The sequence below is a fragment of the Bradyrhizobium sp. PSBB068 genome (assembly GCA_016839165.1).
Taxonomy (GTDB): Bacteria; Pseudomonadota; Alphaproteobacteria; order Rhizobiales; family Xanthobacteraceae; genus Bradyrhizobium.
In genome coordinates, this window is sequence record CP069300.1 from 16,057 (window position 1) to 39,059 (window position 23,003).

The following is a 23,003-nucleotide window of genomic DNA, read 5'->3' on the forward strand; positions in this document are numbered from 1 at the left end:
TCAGTATGCTGCGGCGCAAACAGGGGTCTGAGAATACTATGCCCATCGGTGAATTTGGTGCACCGCCACTGGCGGCGGAAGGCAGTCCGGCACTCACGACGCCGCTGTACTGGATGTACGAGATGGCGCATGCGTCGCTCAATCCGGTGCGCGCGGTAACCGACGCCACCAAGATCCTGTTTCAGAACCCGCTCAATCCGTGGACCCACACCGAACTCGGCAAATCGATCGCCGCCGGCTGCGAACTGTTCGAGCGCACCACGCGCCGCTACGGCAAGCCGGATTGGAACCTGCCGACGACCGAGGTCAACGGCATCCGCACGGCGGTCGAGGTTCGCACGGTCTGGGAAAAGCCGTTCTGCCGCCTGCTGCATTTCGACCGCAAGCTGACGCGCCCGCTGCGCTCGCCGCACCCGCGTGTGCTGATCGTGGCGCCGATGTCCGGCCACTATGCGACGCTGCTGCGCGGCACGGTCGAGGCGTTCCTGCCGACCCATGAGGTCTACATCACCGACTGGACCGATGCGCGCATGGTGCCGCTCGCCGAAGGGCGGTTCGATCTCGACGATTACGTCGACTACGTGATCGAGATGCTGCACGCGCTCGGCGGCAACATGCACATCATCGCGGTGTGCCAGCCTTCGGTGCCTGTTGTGGCAGCCGTTTCCGTGATGGAAGCCAACAACGACCCGTTCGTGCCGCTGTCGATGACGCTGATGGGCGGCCCGATCGATACAAGGCGCAATCCGACCGCTGTCAATGATCTGGCGGCGGAGCGCGGCATCGATTGGTTCCGCAACAATGTCATCACCAAGGTGCCGTTCCCGCATCCGGGCGTGATGCGCGACGTCTATCCGGGCTTCCTGCAGCTCAACGGCTTCATCAGCATGAATCTGGATCGGCACATGGACGCGCACAAGGCGCTGTTCGCCAATCTGGTCAAAGGCGACGGCGATCTGGTCGACAAGCACCGCGAATTCTATGACGAATATCTCGCGGTGATGGACCTCACCGCCGAGTATTACCTGCAGACCGTCGACCTCGTGTTCGTCAAGCACGCGCTGCCGAAGGGCGAGATGACCCATCGCGGCAAGCCGGTCGATCCGTCGAAGATTCGCCGCGTCGCGCTGATGACGGTCGAGGGCGAGAAGGACGACATCTCCGGTCTCGGTCAGACCGAGGCGACGCACGCGCTCTGCACTGCCATTCCGAACCATCGTCGCGTGCACTACGTGCAGAAGGGCGTCGGGCACTATGGCGTGTTCAACGGCTCGCGTTTCCGCTCCGAAATCGTGCCGCGGATCTCCGATTTCATGGTTTCGGCGGCCAATACGCGACTTTCCCTGGTCGCCGCGGCCGAATAGGTATCACCCCGGCCGCGATTATCGCGTCCGGGTAAGTCACTGATTTAAATAAAAGAATCTCAAATCAGTCGAGGCTCAAGTAATGAATTTAATTTCATCTCTTGGGCCTTTTTCGCGACTCCGATTCATCGAAAAAATCCCGGTTCCGACCCCTGCCGGTAGAGGTCAATAAACGGCTGACCCCTGTATATTGGGCAAATGATTTGTTTTTGCGCCGAGCGCTTTCCCTGGCGGCGGATATGGCAAAGTTCGGGCGAACTCCTGCTCCCCGGACTTTCAGACATGGCTACTCGCGCGCTCCTCTATCGGCGGCCTGCCGAACCCGCGACCGTACTGGTCAGACACGGCTCCCAGTTCTTCACCGTCAGGTTGCGCCGGCACCGGCGCGCGCGGCGCTATACGCTCAGGATACATCCGACCGACCGCGAAGCGATCCTGACCATGCCGCCGCGCGGGACCATCGTCGAGGCGAAGGAGTTCGCCAATATCCATGGCGGCTGGATCGCCGCGCGTCTTGGCCGTTTGCCGAAGGCCGCACCGTTCCAGCCCGGCACCGTGGTGCCGTTGCGCGGCGTGCCGCATCGGCTGGTGCATCGCTCGGGTGAGCGCGGCACGGTGTGGACCGAGACCCGCGACAGCGGCGAGAAGATCCTTTGCGTCGCCGGCGGCGTCGAGCACATGGATCGCCGGGTGCATGATTTCCTCAAGCGCGAGGCGCGCAAGGATCTGCAGAAGGCGGCGGCCCTGCACGCCGCGGAACTCGGCGTGCGGGTGCGGCGGATCTCGATCCGCGACCAGTCGAGCCGTTGGGGCTCCTGCACCTCGGCCGGTTCGCTGTCGTTCTCGTGGCGGCTGATCCTGGCGCCGCCCTTCGTGCTCGATTACCTCGCAGCACACGAGGTCGCGCATCTCGTCGAGATGAACCATTCGGCGCGGTTCTGGCGGGTGGTCGACAAGGTCTGCGCGTCGGTCACGCGCGCCAAGAACTGGCTCGACACCCACGGCAACGACCTGCACCGCTACGGGATCCAGGAATAGGCGGCGCTCGCGTCGCTCTACCCGTCCCACACTATCCCCGTCACCTCTGCTGTCATCGCCCGCGAAAGCGGGCGATCCAGTATTCCAGAGGCGCCAGTTTTCAATCGAGAGGCCGCGGCGTACTGGATCCCCCGCTTTCGCGGGGGATGACAGTGGCGTTGTGGTGAGACCGTGCGTCTAACGCCCTACCGAAACAACCGATCAGCCAGCCAGCCATCCAGCCCCGCCGCCGCTTCCGGCCGCGCGTTCGGGTTGGGTGGCGGTGATGCGCGGGCCGGTGTCGGCGGTGGCTGGCGATAATAGCCGCCGGATGGGACCGGCGCCGGTTGCGGCGCCTGTATCGGCGGCTGGATCTGCATCGGCGCCGCCGGTCCTGAAGGCGCCGTGATCTGCGACGAGATCTGCATCAGGTTCGCCGGCGCCCAGCTTCCTTGCGAGTTCGGGATCGCCGCGACCGGCACGCCCTGATGCGCCGCCTTCATGAAGCGGCTCCACACTTCGACCGGCAGGCCGCCGCCGGTCGCCTTCTTGGTCGGCGAATTGTCGTCATTTCCGAGCCAGACGCCGGTGACGAGCTTGGCGGTGTAGCCGATGAACCAGGCATCGCGATAATCCTGGCTGGTGCCGGTCTTGCCGGCGGCGGTCCAGCCGGGGATCTCGGCCTTGCGCGCGGTGCCCGAGATCAGCGTCTCGCGCATCATGCTGTTCATCATCGCGTCATAGCGCGGCTCGATCACCTGGTTGGGCGGATCGGTGGGGCGGTCGTAGAGCAGCTTGCCCGAGCTGGTCTTGATCCTGGTCACCACATGCGGCGATACGGCGTAGCCGCCATTGGCGAACGGCGCATAGGCGCCGACCAATTCGAGCACGGACACTTCCGAGGTGCCGAGCGCGATCGAGACGTTGGGCTCGAGCTTGGATGAGATGCCGAGCCGGTGCGCGGTGCGCACCACGTTCTTGGCGCCGACCTCGACGCCGAGCCGCACCGCAACCGTGTTGAGCGACATCGCCAGCGCCTGGGTCAGCGTCACCGAGCCGAAATATTCGTGGGTGTAGTTCTCCGGCTTCCAGCCCTTGATGTCGAGCGGCGCGTCGGTGCGGATCGTGTCCGGCGTCAACCCGGCTTCGACTGCGGTGAGATAGACGAACGGCTTGAACGACGAGCCCGGTTGCCGCTTCGCGGTGACCGCGCGGTTGTACTGGCTCTCGGAATAGTTCCGGCCGCCGACCATGGCGCGCACCGCGCCGTCCGGCGTCATTGCGACCAGCGCGCCCTGGCTGACGTTGAACTTCACGCTCTTGGCGGCGAGCTCGTCGATCACGGCGGCTTCCGCGACGGCTTGCAGCTTCGGATCGATCGTGGTCTGCACCACGATGTCCTGGTCGATCTGGCCGACCAGATCGTCAAGCACTTCACCGATCCAGTCGGCGACATAGTTGACGGTGCCGGCGCCGGCCGGCTTCACTGCGATCGAGGGCTGGCCGATCGATGCTTTTGCCTGCGCGTCGGTGATGAACTTGGCGTCGGCCATCGCCGCGAGCACGACCTGCGCGCGCTGCTCGGCGCCTTCGGGGTTGCGGTTCGGCGCCAGCCGCGATGGCGACTTGACGAGACCGGCCAGCATCGCGGCCTCCGGCAGCGTGACGTTCTTCGCCGACTTGCCGAAATAACGCTGCGCTGCCGCTTCGACGCCGTAGGCGCCGGAGCCGAAATAGACCCGGTTGAGGTAGAGCTCGAGGATCTCGCTCTTGGAATGCTTGCGCTCCAGCCACAGCGCGAGCTCGGCCTCCTGCAGCTTGCGCTGCATGGTGCGTTCCTGGGTCAGGAACAGGTTCTTGGCGAGCTGCTGCGTCAAGGTCGAGCCGCCCTGCGAGACACCTCGATGCAGGACGTTGGTGACGGCTGCTCGTAAAATGCCGACCGGGTCGACGCCGAAATGCGAATAGAAGCGGCGGTCCTCGATCGCGATGAAGGCCTTCGGCAGATAAGGCGGCAGATCCTTCAGCGCGATGTTGGCGCCGGCCATTTCGCCGCGCTGTGCCAGCACGCTGCCGTCGATGCCGACGATCTGGATGGTCGGCGGGCGCTTGGGAATTTCCAGCGATTGGATCGGTGGCAGATGCGCGCCGACCCACACCACGACACCGATCACCGCAATGCCGGCCCACAGGCAGAGCACCGCGGTCCAGTAGAACAGCCGGCCGATGCCGAAGCCGCGCGACTTGCCGCGCCGCTTGCTGCCACTGCGCGACGGGCGCGGTCTCTCGCTGCCGGAATCGCTGCCCTTATCGGGGTTCTTTTCGCTGTTCTTGGGCTTCGATCTGGCGGGCTTGTCGTCGTCGCCGCCGCCGGGAACGCGATCGGACGGCGACAACCTGAGGTCGGCAAGCGCGGCCGGAAGCCCGAACAGCGGCTCCTTGCGTCCACCGCCTTTTTTACGTCCCCACGCCATCCGCAACGCTCACCCTTACAGGGCCGCACGCTAACGTTCCCGGTTTAAGGGGCGGTTACGCAAAGCTTAACGCGGGATTAGGAGGTGGGGCGGCGCGTTGCTAAATAGGGAGCATGATCCGGAAAAGTGGGCACCGGTTTTCCGAAAAGATCATGCTCAAACGAGGATGGTAGAGCGCGATCGAGCGATCGCGCTCTGGGGAACCAAAAAACAAAGGAGCACCGCATGGGCCATATCGATCCGACCAAAGACGTGTTCGCGCAATTCCGGGACAACAACCGGCCGGGCCCGATCCACATGCTCAATCTGGTGCGGTTGCGCGAATGGGCTGCCTATCCCGACGGCCGCAAGGCCACCGGCGCGGAAGCCTATGCGGCGTATGGCCGCGAGAGCGGCCCGGTGTTCGAGCGGCTCGGCGGCCGCATCGTCTGGCAGGGCCGCTTCGAGCTGATGCTGATCGGCCCGCAAGAGGAGCGCTGGGATCACTGCTTCATCGCCGAATATCCGAGCGTCGCCGCCTTCGTCGAGATGATCCGCGATCCCGTCTATCGCGAGGCGGTGAAGCACCGCCAGGCTGGCGTCGAGGATTCCCGGCTGATCCGGCATGCGGTGCTGCCGGTCGGCAAGAACTTTGGGGAGATACCGCAGTAGGCGCGCAGCAGCGATTGAGCGCAACGATCTCCATCCCCGTCATGCTGAGGTGCGAGCGGAGCCAGCCTCGAAGCATGCACGGCCGCGGTCGGGCCGTCGACCCTTCGAGACGGCCGCTGCGCGGCCTCCTCAAGGTGACGGTGAAAAGGTACGGCCGCAAACAAAAATCGGCGGCCCGGAGGCCGCCGATTGTTCTTCAGACATCGAACGCTAACCGCTAGAGCATGATCCGGAAAAGTGCGAAGCGGTTTTCCGAAAAGATCATGCTCAAACAAAGAGCTAAAGCGCGATGACGATTCGAATCAATCTCATCGCGCTTTAGCCGGTCGGGCCAGCGTCCTCGAGGATCGGGCCGAATAGCTCCCAGCGTTCGCCGTTGAACTTCATCATCTGCAGCTGCTTGTTGACGCGGTAGTCGGTCGCCGAGGTGTTGGCCTTGATGCCCGGCAACGCGATGTCGGTCGTCACACCCTTCATCGATGCCGCCTGCTTCATCACGTTCTCGCGGGTCAGGTCGTCGCCACATGCCTTCAGCACGGTGACGAGCATCTGCGCGGTGGCGTAGCCATAGGTGTTGAAGTTCGAATCCTTATCGCCGTCGGGATAGTATTTGGCCATGAAGTCGAAATAGCGCTTCAGGCCGGCATCGTCCTTCCAGGTCGGATCGAGCGGGTCCTTGCCGTAGTTGACGCTGATCACGCCCTTGGCGGCGTCGAGACCCGCCGGCTTCATGACCGCGCCGACCGAGGTGGCGTTGATGTCGACGATCTGGACCGGCTTCCAGCCCATCTCGTAGATCTTCTTGATCGCCTGGGCCGCCTGCTTCGGCGTCGTCGCCGAGAAGAACAGGTCCGCGCCGGAATCCTTGATCTTGAGGACCTGCGAATCGATGGTCGGATCGGACACCTCGTAGGACGCCTCCGAAACCACCATGGTCGCGGCCTTGTCGCCGAGCCCGGCCTTGAGGCCGTTCAGGTAATCCTTGCCGAGGTCGTCGTTCTGATAGAGCACGCCGACCTTGGCGTTCGGATACTCCTTGAGGATGTACTGGCCGTAGATGCGGCCTTCGACGAAGTAGTTCGGATTGAAGCCCATCGTCCAGGGGAAGTTCTTCGGGTCGGTGAACTTCGAGGCGCCGGTGGCGGCGAACAGCTGCGGCACCTTCTTGGCGTTGAGATATTTCTGCACCGCGGCGTTCGACGGCGTGCCGACGATCTGGAAGGTCAGCAGCACCTCGTCGCTCTCGACCAGCTTGCGCACCTGCTCGACGGCCTTGGGCGGCGAATAGGCGTCGTCATACTGGATCAGATTGACCTTGCGGCCGTTGATGCCGCCCTGGTCGTTGATCATCTTGAAATAGGCCGCCTGGGTCTTGCCGATCGAGGCATAGGCGGAGGCCGGTCCGGAGAAGGGGACGGTCTGGCCGATCTTGATTTCGGTATCGGTCGCGCCGGGATCGTATTTCTTCTGCGCGAAGGCCGACGTTGCAGACAGCGCGATCGCGAGCGCCGTTCCCGTGACCAGGTGGAAAATCCCGTTCCTCATAATGCTGTTTCCCTCACGTGACTGATGGTTTGGCCGATGATCTTTCCCGCGGGTTCAAGGTCCCGCGGTCGCCATCGCTTGCGCCGGATACTGGCGGAACGCTTGCTGCGACGCAAGACGAGCAATGCCGAAAAGGCGAGCGATTTCAGTCAACGAAAGTAGGGGGCGGTGCGAAAATGGGCCGCCGCAGCTGTGCCAGCACACTCAGTGTCGTCCCGGCGAAGGCCGGGACCCAGAACCACGAATGGTCATTGTTGAGGGATGCTGAACGACGAGTCCCGTTCGCAACACCGCCGCGGAGTATGGGTCCCGGCTTTCGCCGGGACGACACGTGCGCGGGTAATGACACCGGACAAGGTGTTTGACTGGTTGAACCGGAAGGATGTTTGCGCCGTTTTGCCTAGCCCGCCGGTCCGGTGTCCTCGATGATCGGGCCGAACAGCTCCCAGCGCTCGCCGTTGAACTTCATCATCTGCATCTGCTTGTTGATGCGATAGTCGTTCGGTCCGGTCGTGATCGACATGCCCGGCAGCGCCAGAGAAGGTACGAACTTCTTCAGGCTGGTCACCTGCTTCATCAGGTTCTCGCGGGTGAGGTCGTCGCCGCACTGCTTGAGCACCTGGATCAGGAGCTCGGCGGTCGAGTAGCCGTAGGTGTTGACGGTGTTGAGCTTGTCGCCCTCCGGGTAATATTTGTCCATGAAGGCGAAATAGGCCTTCACGCCGGGATCGTCCTTCCACTGCGGGTCGGCGGGGTCCTTGCCGTAATTGGTCGAGATGATGCCCTTGGAGATGTCGAGTCCGGCCGGCTTCAACGTCGCCGACACCGGGCTCGCATTGATGTCGAGGATGTGCACCGGGTGCCAGTCGAGGTCCGCGACCTTGCGGATCGCCTGCGCGGCGAATTTCGGCGTCGATGCGTCGTAGAGCAGGTCGACGCTGGCGGCCTTCAGCTTGACGATCTGGGAATCCACCGTCGGATCGGTCAGCTCATAGGAGACTTCGGCAACGATCATGCTGGCGGCCTTGTCGCCGAGCCCGCTCTTCAGGCCGGCGATGTAGTCGCGGCCGAGATCGTCGTTCTGGTAGAAGATGCCGATCTTGGCGTTGGGGTGGTTGGCCAGGATGTATTTGGCGTAGATGCGCCCTTCGGACTGGTAGTTCGGGTTGAACGCGATCGTCCACGGCGCGTTCTGCGGATCGGAGAAGCGCGACGCCCCGGTCGAGGCGAGCAGTTGCGGCACCTTCCTGGCATTGAGATATTTCTGCACGGCGGCGTTCGACGGCGTGCCGATGATCTGGAAGGTGAACAGCACCTCGTCGCCCTCGACGAGCTTGCGCACCTGCTCCACCGCCTTCGGCGGCGAATAGGCGTCGTCATACTGGATCAGGTTCAGCTTGCGGCCGTTGATGCCGCCCTGATCGTTGATCATCTTCATATAGGCCGCCTGGGTCTTGCCGATGCCGGCATAGGCGGATGCGGGGCCCGAGAACGGCACGGTCTGGCCGATCTTGATCTCGGTGTCGGTGGCGCCGATGTCGTATTTCTTCTGTGCGGCGGCCGATGTAACCGACAACGCGATGGCAAGCGCTGTCGCAGCGAGCAATTGCACGCTCCTCATGTCCGTGACCTCCCATGTTGCCGGTGATCTTGTCCGCGAGACTCAAGCCGGCGGATGTCACCGTTGTCGGGGATGATGGAGGAACGCTATGGCCATTGCAAGACGATGCCCTGGCGCGCAGTGTCGCGTCAGACCAGCCACAGCAGGATCAGCGCCAGCGCCGCGGGCGCCGCCTGCACATAGAGGATGCGCCGGCTCACGGTGGCGGCGCCATAGGCGCCGGCGACGATCACGCAGAGCAGGAAGAATGTCTTGATCTGGAATGCGAAGGCGGGATTGCCGTGCACCAGGCCCCAGATCAGCCCGGCGGCGAGGAAGCCGTTATAGAGCCCCTGATTGGCGGCGAGCACGGCCGAGTCGGTTGCCTTCTCGAGCGAGTTGCGAAAGGTCTTCAGGCCGAGCGGCCTGGTCCACAGGAACATCTCGAGCACGAGGAAATAGAGGTGCAGCGCGGCCACCACCGCGATCAGAAAATTGGCAAGCACAAGCATATTCGGCCCCCCCCAGAGATCTTGTTTGAGGCGTTTTCTTCACGCGAACCGGCGTCCACTTCGCTCGAAAACGCTCCCACCGGAATTCGGGTGGACGCTACCACGCGGGCAGTGAATTGTATCCCGACCGATCCGTTCGTCCCTGGACGTTACAATGGCCGACCGCAAGACCGCGCAGACCTTCAACCTCGACCGCCTCAAGACCCCGATCGGCACTGCGCTGCTGGTGACCGATGATGACGGCGTGCTGCGCGCGCTCGACTGGGACGACTACGAGGGGCGGATGCTCGATCTGCTGCGGCTGCATTATGGCGTGGTGACCTTGCGGGACGGCCGTGCGCCGGCGGCGATGCGCAAGGCGCTCGGCGATTATTTCAATGGCGATCTCGGTCGGCTCGCGGATGTCGAATGGCGCGTCGCCGGCACGCCGTTCCAGCAGAAGGTCTGGCACGCGCTGCCGAAGATCCCGCCGGGCACCACCATGAGTTACGGCGCGCTGGCTGTGAGGCTGAAAATGCCGAACGCGATGCGGGCGGTCGGCCACGCCAACGGCTCCAACCCGATCAGCGTCGTCGTGCCCTGCCACCGTCTGATCGGCGCCAACGGCTCGCTGGTCAAATACGGCGGCGGGCTGGAGAGGAAGCGCTGGTTGCTAAGGCATGAGGGGGTGGCGGTTCGCTGAGCAAACTCAGCTGTCATTCCGGGGCTCGCGAAGCGAGAGCCCGGAATCCATTCCACGGCATGACGTGCGGCCCGATGGATTCCGGGCTCAGCCCTGCGGGCTGCCCCGGAATGACGGATAATCAAGCCGCCGGCTTCGCGGCCTGCTCCTCGCTCGACAACAGATGCAGCAGCGAGCTCTTGATCGCCGATTGGCGGGTCGGCGCCGTGATCTGGGCGCCGAGCAAATCGGTGACGTAGAACACGTCGCGGGCGCGTTCGCCGAAGGTCGCGACGTGGGCGGAGGCGATGTTGAGGTTGAGCTTCGAGATCGCTGTCGTGAGCTGGTAGAGAAGGCCGGGCCGGTCGAGGCCGGAGACCTCGATCACAGTGTAGCGGTCGGACCACTGGTTATTGATGGTCACCTCGGGCTCGACGATGAACGGCCGCGCCTTGCTGCGCACCGCGCGCTTGGCCACCGCCTCGGGCAGCCTGAGCTTGCCTTCCAGCACCTGCTCGATCATCTCGCCGATCCGGGTCGCACGGCGGCCCTCGTCATCGTCGCGGTCGTATTCGCGCGAGATCGAGACGGTGTCGAGCGCGCGGCCGTCGGTCGTGGTGTAGATCTGGGCGTCGACGATGTTGGCGCCGGCCGAGGCGCAGGCGCCCGCGATGATCGACAGCAGCCAGGGATGGTCGGTCGCCAGGATCGTGAGCTCGGTGACGGCGCGGATCTCGTCGAAGCCGACATTGATCGCCAGCTTGTGGCCGGCCTGCTCGCTGGCGCGGATGAAGCGCGCCTGGCGGATCTTGCGCGGCAGCTCGACCTTGAGCCAGTAGGCCGGGTAATGCCGGCCGATATAGGCGTTGAGCTCGACCTCCGGCCATTCGGTGAAGGCGCGGCGGAATTCGGCCTGCGCCACCGCGATGCGCTGGGCGCGATTCACTTCCGAGAAGCCGCCGGTCAGGACCGGCTCGGTCTCGTAGTACAGCGTGCGCAAGAGCTGCGCCTTCCAGCCGTTCCACACGCCGGGGCCGACGCCGCGGATATCGGCGGTGGTCAGGATCGTCAGCAGCTTCATCTGCTCGACCGACTGCACCACGGCGGCGAAGTTCTCGATGGTCTTGCGGTCCGACAGATCGCGCGACTGCGCCACCGTCGACATCGTCAGATGTTCCTCGATCAGCCACGCCACCAGCTCGGTGTCGGCGGCGGAGAAGCCGAGCCGCGGGCACAGCCGCCGCGCCACCTTGGCGCCGGCGATCGAGTGATCCTCGGGGCGGCCCTTGGCGATGTCGTGCAACAGCGTCGCGATATAGATCACCGGGCGATGCTCGGGGCGGATCTTGCGGAACAGGTCGCTGGCGACCGTGAACTCCTCGTTGCCGCCGCGCTCGATGTCCTGCAGGAAGCCGATGCAGCGGAGCAGGTGCTCGTCCACCGTATAGTGGTGGTACATGTTGAACTGCATCATCGACACGATCTTCCCGAAGGCGCGGATGAAGTGGCCGAGCACGCCGGTCTCGTTCATCCGCCGCAGCACGACTTCCGCATTGTCGGAGGTCAGGATCTCCATGAACAGGCGATTGGCCTCGTCGTTCTCGCGCAGCTGGGTGTTGATCAGCTTCAGCGAGCGCGTCACCGTGCGCATCGCGTCGGGATGGAAGGCGAGGTTGTTCTGTTGCGCGAGGCGGAAGATCCGGATCAGATTGACCGGATCGTGCTTGAACACGTCGGGCGCGGCGAGGTTGATGCGGTTGTTGTCGACGATGAAGTCGTCGCTGCCGTTGACCCGCCGCCGCTTGGTGCCGGGCCGCAGCCGCGCGACCATCCGGCTCAGCACCGGCGCCGGCTTGTTGTGCTCTTCCTCGAGCCTGGCACACAGGATCGCGGTGAGGTCGCCGACGTCCTTTGCGATCAGGAAGTAGTGTTTCATGAAGCGCTCGACATCCTGCATGCCGGGATGCGAGGTGTAGCCGAGCCGGACCGCGATCTCGCGCTGCATGTCGAACGACAGCCGCTCCTCGGCGCGCCCGGCGAAGAAGTGCAGGTTGCAGCGCACCGACCACAGGAAGTCGGCGCAGCGGCGGAAGGTGCGGTACTCCTGCGCGTCGAACACGCCGCGTTCCAAGAGCTCGTCGGTCTCGCGCACGCGGTAGACGTACTTGGCGATCCAGAACAGCGTATGCAGGTCGCGCAGCCCGCCCTTGCCGTCCTTGACGTTGGGCTCGACCAGATAGCGCGACTGGCCGGCGCGGCGATGCCGCTCTTCGCGCTCGGCGAGCTTGGCGGTGACGAATTCTGCGGCGGTGCCCTGCACCACTTCCTTGTCGAAGCGCTCGACCAGCTCGTCATACAGCGGCTGGTCGCCGGTCAGGAACCGGGTTTCCAGGATCGCGGTGCGGATCGTCATGTCGCCGCGCGCCTGGCGGATCGATTCATCGACCGAGCGGGTGGCGTGGCCGACCTTCAGCCCCATGTCCCAGAGGCAATAGAGAATCGCTTCGGCGACCTGCTCGCCCCAGGCGGTCTGCTTGTAGGGCAGGATGAACAGCAGATCGATGTCGGATTCCGGCGCCATCAGCCCGCGGCCGTAGCCACCGGTCGCGACCACGGCCATGCGTTCGGCGCCCGAGGGGATCGGCGAGTGATAGAGATGCCGGGTCGCCGCCGCATAGAGGATGCGGATGATCTCGTCCTGCACGAAGCACAGCCGTTCGGCGCAACGGCGGCCGTGACGGTCCTTCAGCAGCAGCGCCTGCGCCGTGGCGCGCGCCGCGATCAGCTCGGCCTTGAGGAGTTGCGCCATCGCGGCGCGGAACTGGTCCTCGCGGCCGGCATGCTGCTCGGCCAGCGCATTGACCGCCGCGGTGATCCGCGCAGTCTCGAAACGATCATCCGCTTCAGCGCGGCCGTCGGCTACGATGCTGTCCATACGTCCATCCGATATCGGACGAAGCTGTTGCTGTCACTGACCAAAGTATGACGACAGCAGCTCCATGCTTTCCTGGCGGCGCCGTGAGCAAGATCGTTCTCGCGGCGTCTCGTAAAGGGTAGAGATTTTCTCGTTGACCGCAAGGCTAACTCATTGAATTAAAAGATTGTTTCTTAATCTGATCGAGGAGATCGACGAATGCACAAATTTTCCCGGCGCGGCTTCGCGGCGCTGCTCGCGGTCTCGGCACTTTTGCCCGGCGCGGCGCTCGCCGCCGATGCGCTGAAGGAAATCCGGATCGACTGGGCGACCTACAATCCGGTGTCGATGGTCCTGAAGCAAAAGGGCCTGCTGGAGAAGGAGTTCGCCAAGGACGGCATCGGCATCGTCTGGGTGCAGTCGGCCGGCTCCAACAAGGCGCTCGAATTCCTCAATGCCGGCTCGATCGATTTCGGCTCGACCGCGGGCTCGGCCGCTTTGGTCGCCCGGATCAACGGCAACCCGATCAAGTCGGTCTACGTCTATTCGCGTCCCGAATGGACCGCGCTGGTCACCACCAAGGACTCCAAGATCGCCTCGGTTGCCGATCTCAAGGGCAAGCGCGTCGCGGTGACCCGCGGCACCGATCCGCACATCTTCCTGGTTCGCGCGCTGCTCGGCGCAGGCCTGACCGAAAAGGACATCACGACGGTGCTGCTGCAGCACGCCGACGGCAAGACCGCGCTGATCCGCGGCGATGTCGACGCCTGGGCCGGGCTCGATCCGATGATGGCGCAGGCCGAGGTCGAGGAGGGTGCCAAGCTGTTCTACCGCAAGGCCGACGCCAACACCTGGGGCATCCTCAATGTCCGCGAGGAGTTCCTGAAGGCGCACCCGGACATCGTCCGTCGCGTGCTCGCAACCTATGAGGAGGCGCGGAAATATTCGCTGGCGAACTATGACGAGCTGAAGAAGACGTTCATCGCGGTAACGAAACTGCCGGACGCCGTGGTCGACAAGCAGCTGAAGGAGCGCACCGAGCTGACCCACAGCCGGATAGGCGCGCCGCAGCGCGAGTCGATTTTGGCCGCCGGCCTCGCCTTGCAGCAGGCGGGCGTGATCGATGCCAAGACCGACGTGAAGGCGGCGCTGGACGCGTTGATCGACGATCAAGTCCCGCTGCCGACGAACTGACCGCTGCACCCTCTCCCCTTGTGGGAGAGGTCGCTTCGCGCAGCGAAGCGGGGTGAGGGGTTCTCACCACACGGCACGCTCGCGCAAGCTGAAACAACCCCTCATCCGTCGCAAACTTCGTTTGCGCCACCTTCTCCCACAAGGGGAGAAGGGAAGCGGGCGCCGCGACTTGTGTTTCGATCCCCACCTTGCAATCCCTCGCGAAGAATAGTTCTTGCTATGGCCATGAGCGTTGACCTGCCCGCGCTGGAACAGACGGCCGCGCCGCGTGCGGCGCCGGCGCGCTGGTCGCGTTTTGCGCGGCCGGCGCTCGGGCTTCTGGTGCCGGTGGTGTGTGCGCTCGGCTGGGAACTGGTGGTTTATCTCGGCTATTCCAACGGCCGCCTGGTGCCGCCGCCGTCAAAGGTGTTCCAGACCATCGTCGAACTCGCCAGGAGCGGCGAGCTGTCGCGGCATATCCTCGCGACCTTGTGGCGCGTCGGTGCGGGCTTTGCGCTCGGCGTCGTCGCCGGCACCATCATGGGCGCGATCTCCGGCTATTGGGATTTCGCCAAGCGGCTGCTTGATCCGACCGTGCAGGCCTTGCGTGCGATCCCTTCGCTCGCCTGGGTGCCGCTGTTCGTGCTCTGGCTCGGCATCTTCGAGACCTCGAAGGTCGCACTGATCGCGGTCGGGGTGTTCTTTCCGATCTATCTCGGCGTGATGGGCGCGATCCTGTCGGTCGATCGCAAGATCGTCGAGGTCGGCCGCGTGTTCCGGCTGTCCGGGCCGGCCATGATCCGCCGCATCCTGTTGCCGGCGGTGCTGCCGGCCTATGTGGTGGCGCTGCGGGTCGGGCTTGGCCTGGGATGGATGTTCGTGGTCGCGGCCGAATTGATCGGCGCCTCCGAGGGCCTCGGCTATCTCCTGCTGGACGGCCAGCAGCTCGGCAAGCCGGCGCAGATCCTCGCTGCGATCGTGATCTTCGCGATCCTCGGCAAGCTCACCGACTGGCTGATCGAGGTCGCCGCCGCGCCGCTGCTGCGCTGGCAGGATGCGTTCGGCGCGCGGGGAGGGCAGTGATGCTCGCACTCAAGGACGTCGGCAAGACCTATCCGAACGGCGTCCACGCGCTGGAACGCTTCTCGGCGGAGATTGCGCCCGGCGAGATCATCGCCATTATCGGCGGTTCCGGTTGCGGTAAGTCGACCTTGCTACGCGCCATCGCCGGCCTCGATCGCGCCAGCACCGGCAGCGTGACACTCGACAATGCGGTGATCACGTCGCCGCACGCCAAGATCGGCATCATCTTCCAGGAGCCGCGACTGCTGCCCTGGCTCAGCGTCGCCGACAATATCGGCTTCGGTCTCGCCGATCTGCCGGCGGAGGCAAGGCGCGCGCGGGTTGCATCCGCGCTGGCCCGCGTCGGTCTCGCCGATAAGGCGTCGGCCTGGCCGCGCGAGCTCTCTGGCGGGCAGGCGCAGCGGGTGGCGATCGCCCGCGCGCTGGTGCCGCAGCCCGAAGTGCTGCTGCTCGACGAGCCGTTCTCGGCGCTCGATGCCTTCACCCGGCGCGATCTGCAGGACCACCTGCTCGATCTCTGGGCCGACACAAGGCCGACCCTGATCCTGGTCACCCACGATGTCGACGAGGCTGTGGTGCTGGCCGACCGTGTGCTGGTGATGCGGCCGCGGCCGGGCCGGCTGTTCGAGCAGATCACCATCAATCTAGCGCGGCCACGCGACCGCAAATCGGAACTGTTCGACAGCTTCAAACGCCGCGTGCTGACCGCGCTCGACCGCTCGCTAGACCGTTCGGTGCGTGACGTCACGGACAAATCCAGCGCCGGCGAGGCGATGTGGTGGTGACATCGGCGCCATAAGGCCTTACATCCGAAGGCTAAGAAGAATAGCCGGGAGCAGACCCATGGACTCCGCCGAACTCCGCGCAATGCAGGCTCCGATCAAGGAGCGCTACAAGACCGACCCCCAGGCCGCCGTGATCACGTTGAAGGCCAAGGGCACGATCGACAGCGAAAGCCTGTCCTGCAAGGTCGAAACCGGCCGCGCGCTTGCGGTCGCCGGCCTGCATCCCGCGACCGGCGGCTCCGGGCTTGAGCTCTGCTCCGGCGACATGCTGCTGGAAGCGCTGGTCGCCTGCGCCGGCGTCACGCTGAAATCGGTCGCGACCGCGGTCGAGGTGCCGCTCAGGGTCGGCAACGTGTTCGCCGAGGGCGATCTCGATTTCCGCGGCACGCTCGGCGTCGACAAGGAGGCCCCGGTCGGCTTCCGCGAGATCCGTCTCCGCTTCGACGTCGGCACCGACGCGCCGCAGGACAAGCTCGATCTGCTGCTGAAACTCACCGAGCGCTATTGCGTGGTCTATCAGACCATCAAGAACGGCCCGAAGGTGTCGGTGTCGATGGTGAGGGTGTAGCCGCCTTTCACCGATGTCGTCCCGGCCTAGTGCGCAATTGCGCACGGGAGCCGGGACCCATACGCCGTGTCCCATCGTTGAAATTCGGCTGCTCGACGGCTTTCGTTCCCCGCTAGCGGTCGTGGTTATGGGTCCCGGGTCGCGCTTCGCTTGCCCGGGACGACGGAAAAATGTCCCCCGAACTCCACTTCATCCTGCTCCTCGTTCTGCGCATGGCGGTTGCGGCCGCGTTCGTGGTCAGTGCATCCATCATCACGGAGCGGTCGGGGCCGGTGATCGGCGCGCTGATCGCCACTTTGCCGATCTCGGCCGGGCCGTCCTACACCTTCCTCGCGCTCGACCATGACGCTGCTTTCATCGCCGAGGGCGCGCTGTCGAGCCTGCCGGTCAATGCGGCGACGATCTTCATGGGCCTCACTTACGCCGTGCTGGCGCAGCGCTTCAGCATGTGGATCAGCGCGGGAAGTGCGATCGCGTTGTGGCTGGTGCTCGGCACCATCATCCGCCAGTTCGCCTGGACGCTGGCCGGCGGGTTGATCCTCAACGCCATTGCGTTTGCGATCTGCATTCCGCTGCTCAGGCCCTACCGCCACGTCGCCAGGATGCCGCTGATCGCGCGGCGCTGGTACGACATTCCCTTGCGCGCCGCGCTGGTCGCGAGCCTGGTCGGCACCGTGGTCACCGCGTCGACCTGGGTCGGCCCGCGCGTCACCGGCGTGATCGCGCTGTTTCCGATCGTGTTCTCCTCGATGATGCTGATCCTGCATCCGCGGATCGGCGGTCCCGCCACCGCCGCCGTGCTCGCCAACAGCGCCTGGGGCCTGCTCGGCTTCGGCCTCGGCATCGCCGTGCTGAATGTCGCGGTGCTGCAATTCGGCTCGGCCGTAGGCCTCTGCTGCGCGCTTGCCACCTGCATCGCGTGGAATCTGGTGTTGTGGCGGATCGGGCGGAGGAAGCAGGCGCAGAAGGCGTAGGATGGTTAGAGCGAAGCGAAACCCATCATGCCTCCGCGCGTAGGAAAGTTGATGGGTTTCGCTTCGCTCTACCCATCCTACGCGGCTACCCCTTCGGCAGCTTCGCCCGCAACGCATACAGCGCATCCAGCGCCTCGCGCGGCGACATTTCGTCGGGGTGCAGCGCCTTCACGGCTTCCACCAGCAGATCGGCATCACTCGGCGGCTTGTCTTCGGCGGCGGCCCGGGAGGGGACGGCGAACAACGGCAGGTCGTCGGCCAGCGCACGTGCGGTCTGGCCGCGGTCCTGGGCCTCGAGCTTGGCCAGCACAGATTTGGCGCGGGTGATCACGGCGGGCGGCAGACCGGCGAGTTTCGCGACCTGGATGCCGTAGGAGCGGTCGGCGGAGCCCGGCAACACCTCGTGCAGGAACACGACGTCGCCCTGCCATTCCTTGACGCGCACCGTGGCGTTGAACATCCGCGGCAGCCTGGCCGAGAGCGCGGTGAGCTCATGATAGTGGGTGGCAAACAGCGTGCGGCAGCGGTTGCTCTCATGCAGATGCTCGATCGCGGCCCAGGCGATCGACAGGCCGTCGAAGGTCGCGGTACCGCGGCCGATCTCGTCGAGGATGACAAGCGACCGCTCGCCGGCCTGGTTGAGGATCACCGCGGTCTCGACCATCTCGACCATGAAGGTCGAGCGGCCCCGCGCCAGGTCGTCGGCGGCGCCGACGCGCGAGAACAGCCGGTCGACGATGCCGAGCCGCGCGCGCGATGCCGGTACATAGCTGCCAATCTGAGCAAGCAGCGCGATCAGCGCGTTCTGGCGCAGGAAGGTCGATTTACCGGCCATGTTCGGACCGGTGATCAGCCAGAGCTGGCCCGACTTCTGCGTAGGCGCCGGGGACAGATCGCAGGCATTGGCGATGAACGGCTGGCCGTCGCGCTTCAACGCCTGCTCGACGACCGGATGCCGGCCACCCTCGATCGCAAAGCCGAGCGAGCCGTCGACGTCGGGCCGCACATAATTGTCGTCGATCGCGAGTTTCGCCAGCGAGGTCGCGACGTCGAGCATCGCGAAAGCATGCGCGGCGTCGCGCAGATCGTCGCTGGCGGCGAGCGCCATCGCGCTGAGCCGCTCGAAGATCTCGAGCTCGAGATTGAGCGCGCGTTCGCCGGCATTGGCGATCTTGGCCTCGGTCTCGCCGAGCTCTGATGTGGTGAAGCGGACTTGTCCCGCCAGCGTCTGGCGATGGATGAAGGTCGCATTCAGCGGCGGCGCGAACAGCTTGTCGCCGTGCTGTGCGGTGACCTCGACGAAATAGCCGAGCACGTTGTTGTGCCGGATCTTCAGCGTCTTGATGCCGGTGTCCTCGGCATAGCGCGCCTGCATCGCGGCGACGACGAGGCGCGAGGCGTCGCGCAAACTGCGGCTTTCGTCGAGCGCGGCCTCATAGCCCTCGCGGACGAAGCCGCCGTCGCGCTTGATCAGCGGCAATTGCTCCGACAGTGCGCGGGAGAATTCCTGCGCCAGGTCACGCGAGGGGCGCTGCAAGGCCGCCATCACGGTCGAAACTTCGGCCGGCGGATCGGCCAGCTGCGCCAACAGATCCAGCGCCTGGTCCGCGGCGAGAATGCCGTCGCGCAGGCTCGCCAGGTCGCGCGGGCCGCCGCGGCCGACCGAGAGCCGCGCCAGAGCGCGCGACATGTCGGGTGCCGCGCGCAGCACGGTTCTGACGTCCTCGCGTGCGGCCGAATCCGCGACGAAAGCCGAGACCGCGTCGAGCCGTCGCGCGATCACGGCAACATCGGTGAGCGGCGCGGCGAGGCGCTGTGCCAACAGGCGGGAGCCGGCCGCGGTCACCGTGCAGTCGATCGCATCCAGCAGCGAGCCGCGGCGCTCGCCGGCCAGCGTCCGCGTCAGTTCGAGATTGGCGCGGGTTGCCGGATCGATCGCCATCGTGGTGCCGGCGGCCTCGCGCGCCGGCGGCGACAGCGGCGGACGCTTCCCCACTTGCGTGCGGTCGATATAGGTGACGGCGGCGGCCGCAGCCGTCGCCTCCAGCCGCGACATCGCCGACAGGCCATCCATGGTCGCGACCGCGAAATAGTCGCACAGCCGCCGCTCGGCGGTGGCGCTGTCGAACACGTCGCGGGTCAGCGGCGTCACCGACGGCAGCTCGCGCAAGGTCGGCGCCAGCTCGTGGTCGCTATAGAGCGCGTCGGTGACGATCGCCTCGTTCGGATTGATGCGCGCCAAGGTCGCGGCAAGCTCCGCGGTCGCGCACTCCGTCACCATGAATTCGGAGGTTGAGATATCGATCCAGGCGAGCCCGAGCCGGTCGGCGCCGGCCGAGCCGCGGGCGCGTGCGATCGCGATCAGGTAATTGTTGGTGCGGGCGTCGAGCAGCGTGTCCTCGGTCAGCGTGCCCGGCGTCACCAGCCGCACCACGCCGCGGCGGACCACGCTCTTGTTGCCGCGGGCTTTCGCCTCCGCGGGATTTTCCGTCTGCTCGCAGACCGCGACACGATGTCCGGCGCCGATCAGGCGGTGCAGATAGTCCTCAGAGCGCTCGACCGGCACGCCGCACATCGGGATGTCCATGCCCTGATGCTTGCCGCGCTTGGTCAGCACGATGCCGAGCGTCTTCGAGGCGATCTCGGCGTCCTCGAAGAACAGCTCGTAGAAATCGCCCATCCGGTAGAACAGCAGCAGGCCGGGATGTGCGGCCTTGATCTCCAGATACTGTTCCATCATCGGCGTGACGCGCGACGGCGCCTCGGCGGGAGTAGCTTCGGGCGGAACGGGGATAGGCTGCTGAATGGTCATTAGGGGGCGGAAACTACAAAATTTCGCCGGGCGGTCCTATCCGCGAGAGGAGGGTTTTCCACCCTGTTCACGGTGCCTTTATGACGGCCCTCACGGTAATGCGTGCGGGGCGCGCAGCCGCGTCAATTGACCTGCCGCGGGCGCGCTCCTAAAACCCATCTCAAGTTCCAGCCGACCCAGCGCCTAAGTCGCGGCATTCAGGGAGAGATTCAATGCGTGATGTGTTCATTTGCGATGCCGTCCGGACTCCGATCGGCCGTTTCGGCGGTTCGCTCGCCAAGGTGCGCGCCGACGATCTCGCCGCGGCCCCGATCAAGGCGCTGATGGCCAAGCACCCGACGCTCAACTGGAACGAGGTCGACGAGGTCTATTTCGGCTGCGCCAACCAGGCCGGCGAGGACAACCGCAACGTCGCGCGCATGGCGCTTCTGCTTGCCGGCATGCCGGAGTCGGTTCCCGGCCAGACCCTGAACCGGCTCTGCGCCTCCGGCCTCGATGCGGTCGGCGCCGCTGGCCGCGCCATCCGCGCCGGCGAGATCGATTTCGCGATCGCAGGCGGCGTCGAATCGATGACGCGCGCACCGTTCGTGATGGGCAAGGCTTCGGAAGCGTTCTCGCGCTCGTCCGAGATCTACGACACCACGATCGGCTGGCGCTTCATCAATCCCTTGATGAAGGCGCAGTACGGCGTCGATGCGATGCCGGAAACCGGCGAGAACGTCGCCGAGGAATTCCAGGTCTCGCGCGCCGATCAGGATGCGATGGCGATCCGCTCGCAGCAGCGCGCCGGCGCGGCGATCGCGTCGGGCTATTTCGCCGAGGAGATCATCCCGGTCCAGGTGCCCGGCGGCAAGGCCGGTCCGATCACCGTCGACAAGGACGAGCATCCGCGCCCCGAGACCACGCTCGAAGGTCTCGCCAAGCTGAAGCCGATCGTGCGCAATCCGGGCACGGTGACCGCGGGCAACGCATCGGGCGTCAACGACGGCGCCGCCGCGATGATCCTCGCGTCCGAAGTCGCCGTGAAACGGCACGGCCTCACCCCGCGTGCGAAAATCCTCGGCCTTGCGTCGGCCGCGGTGCCGCCGCGCATCATGGGCATCGGCCCGGTGCCGGCGACCAGGAAGCTGGTCGAGCGGCTCGGCATCAAGGTGTCGGACTTCGACCTGATCGAGCTCAACGAGGCCTTCGCCTCGCAGGGCATCGCCTGCCTGCGCCAGCTCGGCGTCAAGGAAGACGCTGATTTCGTCAATCCGCATGGCGGCGCGATCGCGCTCGGCCATCCGCTCGGCATGAGCGGCGCGCGGCTGGTGTTGACCGCCGTGCACGGCATGGAGAAGCGGGGCGGGAAGCTTGCCTTGGCAACTATGTGCGTCGGGGTCGGCCAGGGCGTCGCGGTCGCGATCGAAAAGCTGAATTGATCCAATGGCTTGGAAAGGCTGAAAACAGCCCTTCCACAATTTGGTTATGCATTATAATGATCTGAAGTGAGCCCGCCGGGCGCGTGGGCCGCGGAGGAATTCGCCATGACCCTGTTGTATCCGCTGCAATCGCTTGCGGCTCATCCGGCGCGGCTGTCGCCGGCCTATCGCTCCACTGTCAAGCGCTCGCCGCAGAAGCCGCTGATCCCGATGCGGCATACGCTCTCGGAATTGACCGGGCCGGTCTACGGTCATGAGACGGTGCGCGCGAACGACAATGATCTCACTATCCAGGCCAAGGGCGAGCCGCTCGGCGAGCGCATCATCGTGCACGGCCACGTGCTCGACGAGGACGGCCGCGGCGTGCCGAACACGCTGGTCGAGCTGTGGCAGGCCAATGCCTGCGGCCGCTACATCCATGTCGTCGACCAGCATCCGGCGCCGCTCGACCCGAACTTCACCGGCGCGGGCCGGACGCAGAGCGACGACAAGGGCTACTACAAGTTCATTACCATCAAGCCGGGCGCCTATCCGTGGGGCAACCACCACAATGCGTGGCGGCCGGCGCATATCCACTTCTCGGTGTTCGGACATTCCTTCATCTCGCGTCTGGTGACGCAGATGTATTTCCCCGGCGATCCCTTGTTTCCGTTCGACCCGATCTTCAACTCGGTGACCGATGAGAAGGCGCGGGCGCGGATGATCTCGTCGTTCGATCTCGACAACACCAAGCCGGAATGGGCGCTGTGCTATCGCTTCGATATCGTGCTGCGCGGGCGCAACGCCACGCCGATGGAGACCAAGTAAGTGTCGAACCAGCGTCCTGATGGAATCACGCCCTCGCAGACCGTCGGCCCCTATTTCAAATACGGCCTGACGCCGAACGGGGAATACGAGTGGAACGACGCCTTCAGCAACAATCTGCTGACGCCTGATACATCCGGCGAGCGCATCCGTGTCGAGGGCAAGGTCTATGACGGCGACGGCGCCGTGATCCCCGATTGCATGTTGGAGATCTGGCAGGCCGATAGCCAAGGCCGCTTCTCCGATCCGCAGGACACGCGCGCGCTGCCGAATTCCTCGTTCAAGGGCTTCGGCCGCGTCGGCACCGACAAGGGCGGCGGCTTTGCCTTCGACACCATCAAGCCGGGCGTGGTGCCGGATGCCGACGGCAAGCCGCAGGCGCCGCACATCGTGCTCGCGGTATTCGCGCGCGGCATGCTGCTGCATCTCTACACGCGGATCTATTTCGACGGCGAGGCGGCCAACGCTAGCGATTCCGTGCTGGCGTTGGTGCCGGCCGATCGCCGCGCCACCCTGATCGCGAAGAAGACGGGCGGCAACGTCTATACGTTCGACGTCCATCTCCAGGGCGACAACGAGACGGTGTTCTTCGACGTTTAGCCGCCGCGTAAATCCAGCATTGAAATGACGACCGAAATCCGCCGC

General features: G+C 65.1%; 18 protein-coding genes. 12 read left to right on the forward strand and 6 right to left on the reverse strand.

The window, feature by feature from the left end; genetic code table 11:
• Positions 1-38: 38 nt before the first annotated feature.
• The gene (locus JQ507_00080; GenBank protein ID QRI69985.1) at positions 39-1,364 is read left to right on the forward strand and encodes a polyhydroxyalkanoate depolymerase; all 1,326 of its coding nucleotides are present in this window, start codon (positions 39-41) and stop codon (positions 1,362-1,364) included.
• A 198-nt stretch (positions 1,365-1,562) separates the two neighbouring features.
• Positions 1,563-2,402: a M48 family metallopeptidase gene (locus tag JQ507_00085; protein QRI69986.1), complete on the forward strand. Its 840-nt coding sequence runs from the start codon at positions 1,563-1,565 to the stop codon at positions 2,400-2,402.
• A gap of 185 nt (positions 2,403-2,587) precedes the next feature.
• Here JQ507_00085 and JQ507_00090 read toward each other — a convergent pair whose 3' ends face one another.
• Positions 2,588-4,855, reverse strand: coding sequence for a penicillin-binding protein 1A (locus JQ507_00090; GenBank protein ID QRI69987.1), 2,268 nt, complete (start codon positions 4,853-4,855; stop codon positions 2,588-2,590).
• Between the two features lie 225 nt (positions 4,856-5,080).
• Between JQ507_00090 and JQ507_00095 the strand changes: the two genes are divergently transcribed.
• Entirely contained in the window at positions 5,081-5,506 is a 426-nt protein-coding gene (locus JQ507_00095) for a DUF1330 domain-containing protein (protein QRI69988.1), read from the forward strand.
• A 318-nt stretch (positions 5,507-5,824) separates the two neighbouring features.
• Here the strand turns inward: JQ507_00095 and JQ507_00100 are convergent, their stop codons facing one another.
• The 3 genes from JQ507_00100 to JQ507_00110 all read right to left on the reverse strand — a co-directional run bounded on the left by JQ507_00100 (position 5,825) and on the right by JQ507_00110 (position 9,163).
• A complete protein-coding gene (locus JQ507_00100) occupies positions 5,825-7,051 on the reverse strand; it encodes an ABC transporter substrate-binding protein (GenBank protein ID QRI69989.1) in 1,227 nt (408 codons plus the stop codon).
• Positions 7,052-7,451: 400 nt separating this feature from the next.
• Positions 7,452-8,672: an ABC transporter substrate-binding protein gene (locus JQ507_00105; GenBank protein QRI69990.1), complete on the reverse strand. Its 1,221-nt coding sequence runs from the start codon at positions 8,670-8,672 to the stop codon at positions 7,452-7,454.
• Positions 8,673-8,800: 128 nt separating this feature from the next.
• The gene (locus tag JQ507_00110) at positions 8,801-9,163 is read right to left on the reverse strand and encodes a DUF1304 domain-containing protein (GenBank protein QRI69991.1); all 363 of its coding nucleotides are present in this window, start codon (positions 9,161-9,163) and stop codon (positions 8,801-8,803) included.
• 154 nt (positions 9,164-9,317) lie between these two features.
• On the opposite strand from JQ507_00110, the gene JQ507_00115 reads away from it, so the two are divergent.
• Complete coding sequence (locus JQ507_00115) at positions 9,318-9,845, forward strand: methylated-DNA--[protein]-cysteine S-methyltransferase (GenBank protein QRI69992.1); 528 nt, start codon at positions 9,318-9,320, stop codon at positions 9,843-9,845.
• 121 nt (positions 9,846-9,966) lie between these two features.
• Here the strand turns inward: JQ507_00115 and JQ507_00120 are convergent, their stop codons facing one another.
• Positions 9,967-12,759, reverse strand: a complete 2,793-nt coding sequence (locus JQ507_00120) for a [protein-PII] uridylyltransferase (protein ID QRI69993.1) — start codon at positions 12,757-12,759, stop codon at positions 9,967-9,969.
• Positions 12,760-12,957: 198 nt separating this feature from the next.
• Here JQ507_00120 and JQ507_00125 point away from each other — a divergent pair, with 198 nt between their 5' ends.
• The 5 genes from JQ507_00125 to JQ507_00145 all read left to right on the forward strand — a co-directional run bounded on the left by JQ507_00125 (position 12,958) and on the right by JQ507_00145 (position 17,321).
• Positions 12,958-13,932 (forward strand): aliphatic sulfonate ABC transporter substrate-binding protein, encoded by a 975-nt coding sequence (locus JQ507_00125; GenBank protein ID QRI69994.1) that lies wholly within the window; start codon positions 12,958-12,960, stop codon positions 13,930-13,932.
• Between the two features lie 225 nt (positions 13,933-14,157).
• Positions 14,158-14,994, forward strand: a complete 837-nt coding sequence (locus JQ507_00130; protein ID QRI73119.1) for an ABC transporter permease — start codon at positions 14,158-14,160, stop codon at positions 14,992-14,994.
• Entirely contained in the window at positions 14,994-15,779 is a 786-nt protein-coding gene (locus JQ507_00135) for an ABC transporter ATP-binding protein (protein ID QRI69995.1), read from the forward strand. Before JQ507_00130 ends, JQ507_00135 begins: the two co-directional genes overlap by 1 nt.
• A 58-nt stretch (positions 15,780-15,837) precedes the next feature.
• Complete coding sequence (locus JQ507_00140) at positions 15,838-16,347, forward strand: OsmC family protein (protein QRI69996.1); 510 nt, start codon at positions 15,838-15,840, stop codon at positions 16,345-16,347.
• A gap of 170 nt (positions 16,348-16,517) precedes the next feature.
• Positions 16,518-17,321 (forward strand): hypothetical protein, encoded by an 804-nt coding sequence (locus JQ507_00145; GenBank protein QRI69997.1) that lies wholly within the window; start codon positions 16,518-16,520, stop codon positions 17,319-17,321.
• Positions 17,322-17,406: 85 nt separating this feature from the next.
• Here JQ507_00145 and mutS read toward each other — a convergent pair whose 3' ends face one another.
• Positions 17,407-20,133, reverse strand: a complete 2,727-nt coding sequence (mutS, locus tag JQ507_00150) for a DNA mismatch repair protein MutS (protein ID QRI69998.1) — start codon at positions 20,131-20,133, stop codon at positions 17,407-17,409.
• 212 nt (positions 20,134-20,345) lie between these two features.
• On the opposite strand from mutS, the gene pcaF reads away from it, so the two are divergent.
• The 3 genes from pcaF to pcaG all read left to right on the forward strand — a co-directional run bounded on the left by pcaF (position 20,346) and on the right by pcaG (position 22,958).
• Positions 20,346-21,554, forward strand: coding sequence for a 3-oxoadipyl-CoA thiolase (pcaF, locus tag JQ507_00155; protein QRI69999.1), 1,209 nt, complete (start codon positions 20,346-20,348; stop codon positions 21,552-21,554).
• A gap of 105 nt (positions 21,555-21,659) precedes the next feature.
• Complete coding sequence (pcaH, locus tag JQ507_00160; GenBank protein ID QRI70000.1) at positions 21,660-22,361, forward strand: protocatechuate 3,4-dioxygenase subunit beta; 702 nt, start codon at positions 21,660-21,662, stop codon at positions 22,359-22,361.
• A complete protein-coding gene (gene pcaG / locus JQ507_00165; GenBank protein ID QRI70001.1) occupies positions 22,362-22,958 on the forward strand; it encodes a protocatechuate 3,4-dioxygenase subunit alpha in 597 nt (198 codons plus the stop codon).
• Positions 22,959-23,003: the final 45 nt, after the last annotated feature.

Excerpts from the sequence above, each read along its gene's own strand:
- JQ507_00080 (QRI69985.1), top strand. The coding sequence starts at position 39 with ATGCCCATCGGTGAATTTGGTGCACCGCCACTGGCGGCGGAAGGCAGT.
- JQ507_00085 (QRI69986.1), top strand. The coding sequence starts at position 1,563 with ATGATTTGTTTTTGCGCCGAGCGCTTTCCCTGGCGGCGGATATGGCAA.
- JQ507_00090 (QRI69987.1), bottom strand. The coding sequence starts at position 4,855 with ATGGCGTGGGGACGTAAAAAAGGCGGTGGACGCAAGGAGCCGCTGTTC.
- JQ507_00095 (QRI69988.1), top strand. The coding sequence starts at position 5,081 with ATGGGCCATATCGATCCGACCAAAGACGTGTTCGCGCAATTCCGGGAC.
- JQ507_00100 (QRI69989.1), bottom strand. The coding sequence starts at position 7,051 with ATGAGGAACGGGATTTTCCACCTGGTCACGGGAACGGCGCTCGCGATC.
- JQ507_00105 (QRI69990.1), bottom strand. The coding sequence starts at position 8,672 with ATGAGGAGCGTGCAATTGCTCGCTGCGACAGCGCTTGCCATCGCGTTG.
- JQ507_00110 (QRI69991.1), bottom strand. The coding sequence starts at position 9,163 with ATGCTTGTGCTTGCCAATTTTCTGATCGCGGTGGTGGCCGCGCTGCAC.
- JQ507_00115 (QRI69992.1), top strand. The coding sequence starts at position 9,318 with ATGGCCGACCGCAAGACCGCGCAGACCTTCAACCTCGACCGCCTCAAG.
- JQ507_00120 (QRI69993.1), bottom strand. The coding sequence starts at position 12,759 with ATGGACAGCATCGTAGCCGACGGCCGCGCTGAAGCGGATGATCGTTTC.
- JQ507_00125 (QRI69994.1), top strand. The coding sequence starts at position 12,958 with ATGCACAAATTTTCCCGGCGCGGCTTCGCGGCGCTGCTCGCGGTCTCG.
- JQ507_00130 (QRI73119.1), top strand. The coding sequence starts at position 14,158 with ATGAGCGTTGACCTGCCCGCGCTGGAACAGACGGCCGCGCCGCGTGCG.
- JQ507_00135 (QRI69995.1), top strand. The coding sequence starts at position 14,994 with ATGCTCGCACTCAAGGACGTCGGCAAGACCTATCCGAACGGCGTCCAC.
- JQ507_00140 (QRI69996.1), top strand. The coding sequence starts at position 15,838 with ATGGACTCCGCCGAACTCCGCGCAATGCAGGCTCCGATCAAGGAGCGC.
- JQ507_00145 (QRI69997.1), top strand. The coding sequence starts at position 16,518 with ATGTCCCCCGAACTCCACTTCATCCTGCTCCTCGTTCTGCGCATGGCG.
- mutS (QRI69998.1), bottom strand. The coding sequence starts at position 20,133 with ATGACCATTCAGCAGCCTATCCCCGTTCCGCCCGAAGCTACTCCCGCC.
- pcaF (QRI69999.1), top strand. The coding sequence starts at position 20,346 with ATGCGTGATGTGTTCATTTGCGATGCCGTCCGGACTCCGATCGGCCGT.
- pcaH (QRI70000.1), top strand. The coding sequence starts at position 21,660 with ATGACCCTGTTGTATCCGCTGCAATCGCTTGCGGCTCATCCGGCGCGG.